This window comes from Protofrankia sp. BMG5.30 (assembly GCF_001983005.1).
Taxonomy (GTDB): Bacteria; Actinomycetota; Actinomycetes; order Frankiales; family Frankiaceae; genus Protofrankia; species Protofrankia coriariae.
The window spans coordinates 235,304-248,247 of record NZ_MOME01000004.1 but is presented as its reverse complement, the minus strand read 5'-3'; the positions used below and the strand labels follow the sequence as shown (position 1 = coordinate 248,247).

Here is a 12,944-nt window from a genome sequence, read left to right as displayed (position 1 = left end):
CTGCTGGGAGGTGCGAGGTCGGAATCGGTCGTCAACGGCGTCCCCTGTCGTCGTCGTTCGGCAGGCTCGGGGGCGCCCACGGGTCCGAGATCCGTGGGATGGGCGACGACGGCGCCGGGGAGCCCGCCCTGGTGTCCTCCTCCCCGGGTACCGAGGAGTCAGCAGGGCCAACCGGGGTGGTAGTGGATCCATTCCCACCAGGGGTGCTGGAACCGTTACCGTTGCCGCCGCGGCCAGCTCCGTTCGTCCGGCCGTGCTGCCCGGTGCTGGTGCCGGTGACGAGATCGGTGACGTCGCCGGACTTGTGCAGAGCCAGTTCGGCCGGGGTCATCACCGGTGGCCGGTCGGACGGCAGACGCTTGCCGACGCCGGTGTAGGAGCCGCGGCTGGGCCGCTTCTCCACGGTCGCGAAGATCTCCATGACCTCGTCCCTGCCGAGCGTCTCGACGTCCATGAGACGTAGGACGAGGTTGTCCAGGACGTCCCGGTAACGGACGAGGATCTCCCAGGCTTCGTCGTGCGCCGAGTCGATCAGCTGGCGGACCTCGGCGTCGATCTCCGCGGCGAGTTCCTCGGAGTAGTCGCGCTGATGGCCCATGTCGCGTCCGAGGAAGACCTCGCTGCTCTCGCCACCGAACCTGACCGCGCCGAGCTTGTCGCTCATCCCGAACTGGGTGACCATGGAACGGGCGATCTTCGTGGCCTTGTCGATGTCGTCGCTGGCGCCCGTCGTCGGCTCGTGGAACACCAGCTCCTCGGCTGTCCGCCCGCCCAGGCACACCGCGAGGTCGTCCAGCATCTCCGACCGGGTGCGCAGGTAGCGGTCCTCCTGGGGGAGCTGCATGGTGTAGCCCAGAGCCCGCCCGCGGGGCAGGATCGTGACCTTGTGGACGGGGTCGCTGTTCGGCAGTGCGTGCCCGACCAGCGCGTGCCCGCCCTCGTGGTAGGCGATCCGCTTCTTCTCCTTGTCGCTCATCACCCGGTTCTTGCGTTCCGGGCCGGCCATCACCCGGTCGATCGACTCCTCCAACAGGTCCGAGGAGATGAACTTGTGATCCGACCGGGCGGTGAGCAGCGCGGCCTCGTTGAGCACGTTCGCCAGGTCGGCGCCGGTGAACCCGGGGGTCCGGCGCGCGATGACCAGCATGTCGACGTCCGGCTCGATCGGCTTGCCCTTGGCATGCACCTTCAGGATCGCCTCACGGCCGAGCAGGTCGGGCCGGTCGACGACGATCTGCCGGTCGAAACGGCCCGGGCGCAGCAGCGCCGGGTCGAGGATGTCGGGCCGGTTCGTCGCGGCGATGAGGATCACACCGCCCTTGACGTCGAAGCCGTCCATCTCGACCAGGAGCTGGTTGAGGGTCTGCTCACGCTCGTCGTGGCCACCGCCGAGCCCGGCTCCGCGGTGGCGACCCACCGCGTCGATCTCGTCCACGAAAATGATCGCCGGGGCGTTGGTCTTGGCCTGCTCGAACAGGTCCCGGACGCGGCTCGCGCCGACACCGACGAACATCTCCACGAAGTCCGAGCCGGAGATCGAGTAGAACGGCACGCCGGCCTCGCCGGCGACCGCGCGGGCCAGCAGCGTCTTGCCGGTGCCGGGCGGCCCGTAGAGCAGCACACCCTTGGGGATCTTGGCCCCCATCGCCTGGAACTTGCCGGGGTTCTCCAGGAACTCCTTGATCTCCTGGAGTTCCTCGATGGCCTCGTCGGCGCCGGCCACGTCGGCGAAGGTCGTCTTCGGCGTGTCCTTGCTGACCAGTTTGGCCTTGGACTTGCCGAAGTTCATGACCCGGTTGCCGCCGCCCTGCATCTGGTTCATGAAGAAGAACAGCAGGAACACCACCAGCAGCACCGGCAGCAGGTTGAGCAGCAGCGACACGATGATGTTGCCCTGCTCGACCTTGACCTCGTAGGGGACGTTGTGACCCCGCAGATCATCGGCGAGCTTTACGGCCTGGTCGGTGACGTAGGACGACTCGTACTTGGACTTGTCCTTCGTCGTGATCTCGATGCGCTGCTTCGAGTCCTGGATGGTGGYAGCCTGGACCTGCCCCTCGGCGATCTGCTGCTGAATGAAGTTCAGGTCACGTTTGGTGTACTCGCCTGAGCCAGACAGCACATTGGTCGCGAGAATGATCACGAGTACGGCCAGGAGCAGCAGAGGCACCCAGCCGCGGAAGATTCTTCTTGGAGKCATCTGCCTGGAGCGCTGGACACGCGCGCTCCACCCTCCTGACGTGTGTGCCGCCCTCGTTCGGGATTCCCTTGTGCCGAGGGTACCGCCGGTACGCGCGCCTTACCGCGCCTACATCCGAGCAACGGGCAACTGATGCGTACCGTTCCACCGCGCTGCCCCGAATGGGCGGTTCGTGGCACGATCCGCCGCCGTCGATCCGCCGGATCCATCATTCGCGAGATCATCAACACAGTCCGCAGCGACGCCCGTGCCGGTGCGGACCAGGCCTACCGGGCGCCACGCTCGATCGCGTCCGTGTTCAGCGTCCCTACATAGGGCAGCGTACGGTACCGCTCGGCGYAGTCCAGKCCGTAGCCGACGACGAAGGCGCTCGGGATGTCGAAGCCGACGTACCGGACGTCGATGTCGGCCGCCAGCGCCTCCGGTTTGCGCAGCAGCGTGAGCACCTCCAGGGACGCCGGCCCCCGCGAACGCAGATTGCGCAGCAACCACGACAGGGTCAGGCCGGAGTCGATGATGTCCTCGACCACCAGCACGTCCTGCCCCTCGATCGAGCGGTCCAGATCCTTGAGAATGCGCACCACACCCGAGGACGAGGTGGCCGAGCCGTACGACGAGACGRCCATGAACTCCATGGTCACCGGTATGGTCAGGGCCCGGGAAAGGTCGGCCATCACCATCACCGCGCCCTTGAGAACACCGAGGAGCAGCACCTCGCGGCCGGCGTAGTCGGCGTCGACCTGGGCGGCGAGCTCCCCGATCCTGTCGGCGATGTCACCAGGGGTGACCAGCACTTCGGCGATGTCGGGATGCCGGTCTGCCCGCGGGGGAAGATCTGTTCCTGATCCGAACCCGCCGAAGCCGATCTCGTCGGGCATCGTGTGCGCAGCGGCCACCTGAGTCTCCCTGGAGTGTCCGCGCGGCCGGCCGGCCAGGACGTCCCGCGCGTGGGTGCTGGACTGGCTCCCGGACCCGTGGGCCGCGGGCCGTGCGGAGGTCTCCCACCGGCCCGCGGCCCGCGGCCCGGTGGTCTGGAACACCGAGATCCTGCCATCCGCGCGACCGGCGACGACACCCGACGGCAACGGAACGGGCTTCTGCCCACGCCATCTGGTCACCAGATCGTCCATGGCCCGGACATGATCGGCCCGCAGGCCGGTCGGCGCGCTTCCCACGGCCAGGGCCGCTCGGCGCAGCACCCGGGTACGCAGCGCCTCACTGAGCATGGCGAGYCCGGTGAGGTCAAGGTCGACCCGAGCCGGTGGCCCGGACGTGCCCGGGCCACCGCCGTCGGCTTCGCTGCCCGGCCCGTCGGGCGGCCCGTCCGCGTCCAAGTCATGATCGTGCTGCCTTCGGTGGGGTCGGGGCAGCGCCAGACGCTCGTAGGCCAGCGCCGCGTCGGCGTCGAGCGCGCTGGTGTCGGCCCGCAGCAGGTCCGCGGTGCGCGCGAGCGCCTCGGCGATGCCCGGCCCGATGGTCTCCTCCAGGACAGGCAGTACCCGGTGCCGGACCCGGGCCCGGGCGAACGCCTCGTCGGCGTTGGTCGGGTCGTCCCACGGCGTCAGCCCCTCGGCGAGGCACGCGTCGCGCGTCGCCGACCTGCGGACGTCCAGCAGCGGACGCCTGATCACCCCGTCCAGACGGGGCATGCCCGCCAGCGACCGGGTGCCCGACCCGCGGGCGAGTCGCAGCAGCACCGTCTCGGCCTGGTCGTCAAGGGTGTGACCGAGCAGCAGCGCGCTCGCCCGCAGCCGCCCCGCCGCGTCGAGCAGTGCGCAGCGGCGAGCCTCCCGGGCGGCGCCCTCCGAACGCGGGGAGTACGCCGGCAGCACCTCGACGGGGTCGAACCCGAGCGCCCGGCCGTGCGCGGCCACCGTGGCCGCCTGTGCCGCGGAACCCTCGTACCAGCCGTGGTCGACGGTGAGCAGCCCGGCGCGCAGGGCCCGGCGCGGGGCGATGAACGCCAGCGCGGCGGCCAACGCCAGCGAGTCCGCCCCGCCGGAGCAGGCCACGAGCACCAGGCTGCCAGGGGCGAGATCGGCGATCGAGCGTCGGACGGCCACCCGGATCTCGCTCACGGCCCTGCACGCCCGCATCACGCCACGCGCCCCCGCGCCGTCGTGTGTCGTGGCATCGCCGGGCGCGCCGGCCCCCCCAGGCGTCGCGGCGGGTATGCCGGCGGGTATCCCGGCGGATGCTGTGGCGGATGTTGTGGCATCGTCCCGCGGGCCGCGGGGCTGCCCTGGGCGCGGGCCCCGCTCGTCCTGTCCGGTGATCGACACCCCTGGTCAGGCCGACAGGGACGGACGCGAGCCCAGCACACGCTGCATCCAGGCAACCGGATCGACCAGCTCCGCGCGGGTCGGCAGCGTCTCAGGGGACTCCCAGACCAGGTTGAACGCGTCCACCCCGGCCTCGGCGACGACAGCCCGCACGAACGCGCCACCCTGCCGGTACTGCTGGAGCTTGAGGTCCAGTCCGAGCAGACGGCGGACGAACCGGTCGATCGGCGAACCACCGCCACGCCGGCTGTCGAAACGCGTCCGGATCTCGGTGACGGTCGGCACGATCTTCGGGCCGACCGCGTCCATGACCTGGTCGGCGTGCCCCTCCAGCAGGGTCATCAGCGCCTGGAGGCGGTCCAGGACCTGCCGCTGGGCGGGCGTCTGGAGCGCCTCGACGATGCTCGGCGCGTTCGGCCCGCGGTCGAGTACGGCGCCGCGCACGGCGCTGACGGCCGACTTCACCCGTTCGGCGAGCACCTCCGGATCGAGATCGGTCGCTTCGATGAACGCGCCGATCTCGTCCTCCAGGTGCTGACGCAGCCACGGGACGGCGGTGAACTGGGTGCGATGGGTCTGTTCGTGCAGGCAGACCCACAGCCGGAAGTCGCGTGGGTTGACCCCCAGCGTCTGCTCGGCGTGGGCGATGTTCGGTGCGACCAGGCTCAGGCGCCCGGCCTGCGCGACGATCTGCCGCGCGGGGGTGTCCGCCCCGGCCCCGTCCGCTCCGGCGGCTGGCTCCTTGCGGAGGGCCTCGGCCGGTTCCCCGAGAACCGCGGTCGAGGCGGGGCTGGTCGCACCGGCCTGCTCGGGTGGGAGGAAGACCTCGTACTGCCCGAGGACCTTGCCCGCGAGATAGGCCAGGGCGGTGCCGAGCTGGACGCCGGTGACGGTGCGTCCGACAGCCGAGGACAGCCTGCCCCGCTCCCGGTCCGCGAGCTTGCCCAGCAGCGGCCCGGCGATCACCCGTAGGCCGGCGACGTTCGAGCGGACCCACTCCGGACGGTCCACCACGGCGATCGGCGTGGCCGGACCGGCTGGTTCCAGCCGGGTGTATGCCTGGACATGGCCTTCCGCCTCGACGGCCAGCCGCCGCAGGTCCGCGACCACCGCGTCCGCTTCGGCGCGGGGCAGTTGCGGGCCTGGCCGGACAAGCCGCCGCGCGGTCGCTACGGCGAGGTCCCAGTCCACTGGCTCGGCGTCCACATCCGCCAGCCTATGTCCTCTCCCTGGGGATGACAGCTTTATCGTTGCCATCCGTCGGTCACCGTCGACCATTCCCGCGTCACCGTCGGGTGATTTTTCCGGACGACCGCCGCCTTCCGGATGTTTCCCCGCCCGGCTCGCCACCGGTTCCACGCGTCCGGTTCCGGACATCCGGCGTCCGTTCGAGCGTCCGGCGCCGCGGCACCGCGTGTTTTCGGACGCTTCGGTGTCCTGCCGGACGCGCCGGTATCCGCCGGCATCCGTACGCGGTCAGCATCCGCACGAGGCGAGCGCGACGGCCACCTGGTCGAGGGCTGCCCGGGTGGTGCCGGCCTCCTCGACGGGAGCGAAGAAGCCGAACAGCAGCAGCCGGCCGTCGGTGTCCACGACCTGGCCGGCGAGGCTTGTCACGATGCGCAGGCTGCCCGTTTTCGCGCGGACGTCGCCGGCGCCGGCGCGGGTGTCGGGCGCGTGGTACCGGTCGCCCAGCGTCCCGGAGAAGCCTGCGACCGGCAGCCCGGTGAGCAGGGTCCGCAGCTGCGGATGCCCGGGCAGCACGGCGGTTCGCAGCAGCGCCACCAGCGTCGCCGGGGTGATCTGGTTCGAGGTGGACAGCCCGCTGGTGTCCGCCAGGTTCGCGCCGGCGGTCGGCACCGCGAGTTCCCGCAGGACGTCGAGCACCGCCCGGGTGGCGCCGTCGAACGACGCCGGCAGGCCACGGGCGTGGGCCACCAGCCGCCCCAGGCTCTCGGCCAGATCGTTGTCGGAGTAGGTCAGCATCCGCTCGACCAGCAACGGGATCGGCGGGCTGCGGACCTCGGCGACCTGCCGGGGCCCGGCCCCGCCGGAACCGGGGCCGCCGGTGCTGCCGGCCTCGGGGCCGCCGGGCATGGCACCGACCCCGGTCGACGCGACCCGCACGCCGGCCCGGCGCAGCGCCGCCGCGAAGGCGTTCACCGCCGCCAGGTCGGGAGTCGTGGTCCGCGGACCGGCCGCGCCGGGAGCGGTGCGCCCACCGTCGACCTCGAGCGCGGACACCGGCGTGACATTGCCTTCGGCGACGTAACTGTCACGCCATCCGGCCGCGGTGGACGGCCCGGTGAACAGCGTCCCGTCGCCGACCAGCCGGTCGACCTCGGTGATACCGGCCGCCCGGACCTGGGCGGCCAGCTCCGACAGGCGGGCTGGAGCCGGGTAGTCGGCCGGCCCGGTCGCGGCGGTCAGCGTCGGGTCGCCCGCGCCGACGAGCCACAGCGTGCCACCGCCGGCCGAGGCGGCGGACGACGGCCTGCCCGTCGTCCCGGCGCCGTCCGTGCCGGCGGCTGCCACCGTGCCGGTCACGGGGTCGCCCGGTTCAGGGCCGGCCGGTGCGGTTGACAGGGTGTGGAAGACCCGGGTCGTCAGGGTCGTCCGCGCGTCGAAGGTCGTCAGCGCGGCCGCGGCGACCACGGTCTTCAGCGTGGACGCGGGGGCCACCGCGGTGGTCGACCCGCGGTCGAACAACGTCGCTCCGGACAGCGCGTCGACGACCAGCCCCGCCGGGTTGCCCAGCGCCAGGTTGGCAAGCGGACGGGCGAGCCTGGCGCTGACCGCCGCGGGGTCGGCGACCCGTACCGTCGGGTCCAGGGCGGGGAAGGGCGCGGCCGCGGGCCGTGGGGCGGGCGCGATGCTCGGGCTGTCCACGGGCGGAACGGAAAGATGACCGGCGAGCAGCGCGGTGGCGATGGCGGTGAGCCCACCGACCCGGCCCGGCATCGGAGGGGTCACGTGCGGGAGACTATGTCCTGTGGCCGATGGCCGCGCCCGTAGCTGATGGCCGCGCGGTTATGTTTTTCGCCACCAGCGCGCTTCCACAGTCGGGGGGATGTGGCCGCTGCGGACCTCCTGGACTTCCCGGATTGTCCTTGACGATCCGGGAAGTCCAGGAGCCGGCAGCAGCCTCGAGAGCGGGAAGGGTGGGCGTGGAAAAARCATGACCGTGCGGCCCGTGGCTCGCCGGCCCGTTGGCCGCGGTCCGGGAGTCGGGCCGCCATCGTGGGGAATGCCCTCCCGGGTGGACCCTGGGCTGATCCGGCCCGGCGGATTTCACTGTGGGCTCCTGCCCTGACAGTGAATCGTCACCGCTGGATCGGCCCGYGACCTTCGAGGTGACGTGCGTGGATGCCGACACTGGTAACAAGTACACAACACAAGGGCGMTTCGGACGGGACGCGCCCACAGACACGACAGGGGATGGAGTGGACCTCGAGTTCGATGTGACCATCGAGATCCCGAAAGGGCAGCGGAACAAATACGAGATGGATCACCACACCGGACGGATCCGGCTCGACCGGATGCTGTTCACATCCACCCACTATCCCTCGGACTACGGGTTCATCGAGGGTACGCTGGGTCGGGATGGTGATCCTTTGGATGCGCTCGTCCTGCTGGAGGAGCCGACTTTTCCGGGCTGCCTGGTCCGGTGCCGGACGATCGGCATGTTCCAGATGAGCGACGAGAAGGGCCCTGACGACAAGGTGCTGTGCGTGCCGGTCGCGGACGTCCGACAGGAGCACCTGCGGGACATCAGGCATCTTCCGGAGTTCGACCGGCTGGAGATCCAGCACTTCTTCGAGGTCTACAAGGACCTGGAGCCGGGCAAGTCGGTCGAGGGAGCGTCGTGGGTCGGCCGCGCCGACGCGGAGCGGGAGATTCTTGCCTCGATCCGGCGCGAGGAGGAGGCGGTCGCCGCCGCGCGGGGAGACCACGACGGCTCTGTGCCGGACACTTCCGCCCTGGGCGTCCCGGGACACTCCGCCCCGGAGGTCAGATCCGCCTGATCACTGCGGATCGATGGATCCGCACAGGCTTACCGATCGCGGTCGTGGTGGCGGATCCTCGCCGGTTCACCACCATGACCATGATCGGTTCCTACGGCCACGTGCGGGTGACGTCGGTTGGCGGGATGCCCGGGACGCCCGGGATACCGAAGGGCATCCTGCGCCGGGCCCGCTCCCTGATCTCTGCTGGTAGGTCGTCAGCCCTGAGCAGAAGGGGGAGAAGCTCTGGCTGGGTCGTCAGCGCAAGCAAGGTCATACCGATGGTGACATCGTGATCGGGTCGGTGCTCGACCGATGCAGGGTCGCCGCGGCGGACGTGCCCCGGCCGTATCACGCGCAGGTAGGCGCCTGGTACCGCTCGCAGCGTGAACGTCCTGACCCAGCCGTTGAGCCCCAGCCACACGGCGCCTGCTCTGGTCAGAAGGGGGTCTGAGCCGGAGGCGGGGATTGAACCCGCGACCTATCGCTTACGAGGCGATTGCTCTGYCACTGAGCTACTCCGGCGTGTTACTGGCTCCACGGACCGGCTGGCGGTAGGATCACGAACCTCTTGATCGTGAATCTTCCCGCGTTGCCGGCACCCCGAGGAATCCAACCTCACCGAGTATGCCAGACCGGTCCGGGTGGYCCTGTCGGTCGGTGGCGGACACCGCGAGGGGATGCGGTGACGGTGCTGCGGCGAGGGTGGCGGATCAGGGTGGCGGATCCTCGGTGCGGACGAGCGGCGGTCGCTTTCCGGTGATTCGGTGTTCCGGCGATCCAGCGGCCCGGCGAATCCCGCCGCCGACGTGGGCGTGACGGTACGGGTGATCGTTCAGGGGCAAAGGCGGTAAGATCATGTTTCTTCCATGTTGCGGCCGGGTCGAGTCGGGGGGCTGTCGAGAGCTCCCGATCCCGTGTGCCTCCGATGTCCTTTCATTGACAATAAGTAGTCGTCACGCTACTGTAACGTGTTTAAATCAGGGATCCCCGCACATACCGATACCCCGCTCGCAGCGGTTCCGGAGAGCTTGCGTAGGGTTTCGGCCATGACCGKGGACGCAACTGCAACAGCAACGAGGGGGGCTTCCCTACTCGTCGCCGAGGACGACGAAGCTTCTCGGGTTGCGCTTGCCCGCAGCCTTGAACGGTTCGGCTATCGGGTACTCGAGGCGGCTGACGGCGAGACCGCGCTCAAGCTTTTCCAGACGACCGAAGTCGACCTTGTAGTGCTTGACGTCGCGATGCCGCGTATGGATGGCTTCGCTGTACTGAGCCGGCTGCGGCAGACCAGCGAAGTACCTGTAATCATGTTGACGGGCCGGGCCGAGGAGGTCGACCGGGTCGTCGGTCTGGAACTCGGGGCCGACGACTACGTGGTCAAGCCATACTCGCTGCGGGAACTTGTCGCGCGGGTGCGGGCCAGGTTGCGCCGTCGCCCCGTCGAGCCGCCACCGCAGCGCACCAGCGATGGAAACGACCCACTCGTCTACGGAGACGTTTCCATCGACCTGCGTGCCCGGGAGGTCGCGGTCGCCGGTGAGCGGGTCGATCTCACCGCGCGCGAATACGAGCTGCTCGCTTTCCTGGCGAGCCATCCCCGCCGGGTTTTCAGCCGTGAAGAACTGCTGGAACAGGTCTGGGGCACGCGTTTCCAGGATCCGGCGACCGTCACCGAGCATGTCCGTCGGGTGCGGACCAAGGTCGAGGGACGCCCACCGCAGCGTCGGCTCGTCACGACCCTGCGTGGCATGGGATACCGCTTCGACCCGTGATCCCGCCCTACCCGGCGGCGCCGGGTCACTGACCGTCTAGGTGTGCTGCCCCGGGGGCGATGCCTCCGGGGCCGGGTAGCTGGTGTCCGTGTCGCGGGAGGCCTGCCGGCGCAGGCGGCGTCGGGCCCGGGCGTTGTCCGGGGGCGGCGCCGCGGGGGCGGTGGCAGCCGGTGCGGCTGACGTTGCCGATTCCGCCGCTGCCGTGGCCGGGCGTGCGACGGCCGGGTCCGGTGCGACCAGCGGTGGGACTGTCGGGCTGGGCACCATCGGGTACGCCGGCCCCGCCGCGTCCCTGCCATTGTCCGGGCTCCGGTCGTCCATGCTCTCGGCGGCGTCCGGTTGTTGTCCCACCAGGGCATCCGCCACCCCCGGGGCTGTGCCCGGCCCCGGGCGGGCCGCCTCGTACTCCTTGCGTGAGTCGCAGACGCTCGCCCGGCTGCACGCGCATCGCCCGCCACCGGCGTCCAGCCTGACCATGACCTGGTCACGCGGTATGTCGTGGGAGACGACCCGCCCGTCGCCGTCGGGTGTGCTCACCCGGGCGCCCACGGCCGGGACCTCGGCCTTGAACTGTTCGTACAGCGGATGTTCGTAGCGCAGACAGCACATCAGCCGGCCACAGGCACCGCTTATCTTCATGGGGTTGAGGGGGAGATCCTGGTCCTTGGCCATCCGGATGCTGACCGGCTCGAAGTCCGTGAGAAAGGTGGCGCAGCACAGGTCACGCCCGCAGGAGCCGATTCCTCCCTGGATGCGCGCGCTGTCCCGGGCGGAGAGCTGACGTAGGTCTATCCGGGCCGCGAGGGTACGGGCGAGGTCGCGCACCAGGCCTCGGAAGTCGACCCGGTGGTCGGCGGTGAAATAGATCGTGAACATGTTCTCGGCCCAGATGTGGTCGACACCCACGACCTTCATGGGTAGCTCGTGTTCGCGGATCAGACGCTTTGCCGCGACACGCGCCTGCGCCCGACGCCGCCGGGAGGTCGCGTACCGTTCGATGTCGGCCGTCTGCGCCATTCCCGCCAGGACCGGCAGTCCGCCGATGTCATCGCTGACCCACTGCGGTGCCCACATGCATTCGGCGACCTCGGGGCCGGCGTCGGTGGGGATGAGAACCTTGTCCCCGACCTTCGGCGAATACGGTCCGGGATCGGCGTAGTAGAGCCGTCCACGTGGCGAAAACGTGACCGCGCACATCATCGGCATGCCGTCCGCACCGTCCTCCCGACCGTCGGCTTCCGGCTGGACCGCTGGCTGCCGGCCGGGTCGCCCTTGTCTGGCCACCAGCCGATCTCCGGCCACGGCCACCGGCCGACGATGCCCGCTCCGCCTGACGCGGGCGTGGCCACGGCCGGATGCTGCCGTTGAGTCAGCCTATCCGTCCGAGGCGCGACGATCCGCTGTATGAGCGAGGCGATTCCGCCTGGCCGCCGGGTCAGCGCAGCCGGGTGACGTCCGCGTCGGGGCCGGTCGACAGCCCGTAGAACGACAGGGAACCAGGATCACCGGCCGGTGAACCGCGGCGGTCGCCGTTGCCTGAAGGCGGTCACCGCTTCGGCGAGATCGTGGGAATGGAGGAACGCGGCGTTCCAGGCCCCGACGTAGCGCAGCCCGGCTTCGACCGCGGCGAAGCGGGCATTGTCCAGGACGTCCTTGATGCCCTGGGTGACCAGCGGCGGGTTGGCCGCCACCTCGTCGGCGAAGGCGTGCGCGGCGGCGAGAGCGCCGGCCGGGTCGGGCAGCACGTCGTTGATCAGGCCGATCCGTTCGGCGCGGGCGGCGTCTATGTCCCTGCCGGTCAGCGCGAGCTCCCGCAGGTGCCCGTCCCCGATGATGGCGGGCAGGCGCTGCAGGCTGCCCAGGTCGGCGACCGCGCCGACCTTCACCTCCCGGATGCTGAACAGCGCCTCGGCGCTGGCGTACCGGACGTCGCACGCGGCCAGCAGGTCGACCCCGCCGCCGACACACCAGCCGCTGACCGCGGCGACGACCGCCTTCCGGCTGTACGCGACGAGGTCCAGCGCGTCCTGCATGGACCGCAGCCGGTGGAGAAAACCGGTGCGGAACCGGGCCAGGCCGCCGTCGTCGTCGCTCGCGACGTCGCCCAGTTCGGCCAGCAGCGCCAGGTCCAGGCCGTAGCAGAAGTGGTTGCCGGAGCCGGTGAGCACCACCGCCCGCACGGTGTCGTCGGCGTCCAGGGCGGCGAACACCCGCGGGAGCTCACGCCAGAAGTCCGTGCCCAGGGTGTTGCCCTTGCCCGGGCCGAGCAGCGTGACCTGAACGACCGCGCCGTGGCGTTCGACACGCAGCGACACCAGCGGCTGTGCCGGCGGTTCGGCGAACAGGTACGGCTCCAGCGGGATCGGCTGTCGCGGCCCGGTTCGCCCACCGCCGGCGTCGCCRGTACGGGTCGTGTCGCCGGTACGGGTCGTGCTGGCACCATCGGAGTGGGGTGTGCTGCCACCAGTGGCGGCGGTGTCGTCGTCCGCGGCGGCTTTCACGTCGGGCCCGTCCGTCGTCATCGGATTCCCTTCTGCTTCGTCAGGGTCTGGACGGCGCCAGGCCGTGCCGGTGGACGTCGCGAACGGACGTCCCATGGTGGCTCGTCATGCGACGGCCGGGTTGTGAGTATCCGAATACTGAGTGGCCGGAAGGCTGGGACACAAACTACTGCCGGGTAGTT

At 70.5% G+C, this 12,944-nt stretch carries 9 protein-coding genes and 1 tRNA gene; 2 read left to right on the top strand and 8 right to left on the bottom strand.

Annotated elements, in window-relative coordinates:
• Positions 1–31: 31 nt before the first annotated feature.
• The 4 genes from ftsH to dacB form a co-directional block, all read right to left on the bottom strand.
• A complete protein-coding gene (gene ftsH, locus BL254_RS01695; RefSeq protein ID WP_076842308.1) occupies positions 32–2,200 on the bottom strand; it encodes an ATP-dependent zinc metalloprotease FtsH in 2,169 nt (722 codons plus the stop codon).
• A gap of 266 nt (positions 2,201–2,466) precedes the next feature.
• Positions 2,467–4,296 (bottom strand): hypoxanthine phosphoribosyltransferase, encoded by a 1,830-nt coding sequence (gene hpt, locus BL254_RS01690; RefSeq protein WP_076842340.1) that lies wholly within the window; start codon positions 4,294–4,296, stop codon positions 2,467–2,469.
• A 192-nt stretch (positions 4,297–4,488) separates the two neighbouring features.
• Positions 4,489–5,688: a zinc-dependent metalloprotease gene (locus BL254_RS01685; protein ID WP_047223704.1), complete on the bottom strand. Its 1,200-nt coding sequence runs from the start codon at positions 5,686–5,688 to the stop codon at positions 4,489–4,491.
• A 270-nt stretch (positions 5,689–5,958) separates the two neighbouring features.
• The gene (gene dacB, locus BL254_RS01680; protein WP_076842307.1) at positions 5,959–7,443 is read right to left on the bottom strand and encodes a D-alanyl-D-alanine carboxypeptidase/D-alanyl-D-alanine-endopeptidase; all 1,485 of its coding nucleotides are present in this window, start codon (positions 7,441–7,443) and stop codon (positions 5,959–5,961) included.
• Between the two features lie 482 nt (positions 7,444–7,925).
• On the opposite strand from dacB, the gene BL254_RS01675 reads away from it, so the two are divergent.
• Positions 7,926–8,507 carry an inorganic diphosphatase gene (locus tag BL254_RS01675; RefSeq protein ID WP_047223706.1) on the top strand — a complete coding sequence of 194 codons (582 nt, stop codon included), beginning with the start codon at positions 7,926–7,928 and terminating at the stop codon, positions 8,505–8,507.
• A 91-nt stretch (positions 8,508–8,598) separates the two neighbouring features.
• Here the strand turns inward: BL254_RS01675 and BL254_RS26725 are convergent, their stop codons facing one another.
• Together BL254_RS26725 and BL254_RS01665 are read right to left on the bottom strand one after the other, a co-directional pair.
• A complete protein-coding gene (locus BL254_RS26725) occupies positions 8,599–8,763 on the bottom strand; it encodes a hypothetical protein (RefSeq protein WP_175648256.1) in 165 nt (54 codons plus the stop codon).
• Between the two features lie 176 nt (positions 8,764–8,939).
• A tRNA-Thr gene (locus BL254_RS01665) sits at positions 8,940–9,011 on the bottom strand.
• 524 nt (positions 9,012–9,535) lie between these two features.
• On the opposite strand from BL254_RS01665, the gene BL254_RS01660 reads away from it, so the two are divergent.
• Positions 9,536–10,261 (top strand): response regulator transcription factor, encoded by a 726-nt coding sequence (locus BL254_RS01660; RefSeq protein ID WP_076842306.1) that lies wholly within the window; start codon positions 9,536–9,538, stop codon positions 10,259–10,261.
• A 36-nt stretch (positions 10,262–10,297) separates the two neighbouring features.
• Here the strand turns inward: BL254_RS01660 and BL254_RS01655 are convergent, their stop codons facing one another.
• On the bottom strand, positions 10,298–11,545 hold the full coding sequence (locus BL254_RS01655) for a stage 0 sporulation family protein (RefSeq protein ID WP_371389786.1): 1,248 nt from the start codon (positions 11,543–11,545) through the stop codon (positions 10,298–10,300).
• Between the two features lie 218 nt (positions 11,546–11,763).
• Positions 11,764–12,783: a crotonase/enoyl-CoA hydratase family protein gene (locus BL254_RS01650; protein WP_083730754.1), complete on the bottom strand. Its 1,020-nt coding sequence runs from the start codon at positions 12,781–12,783 to the stop codon at positions 11,764–11,766.
• Positions 12,784–12,944: the final 161 nt, after the last annotated feature.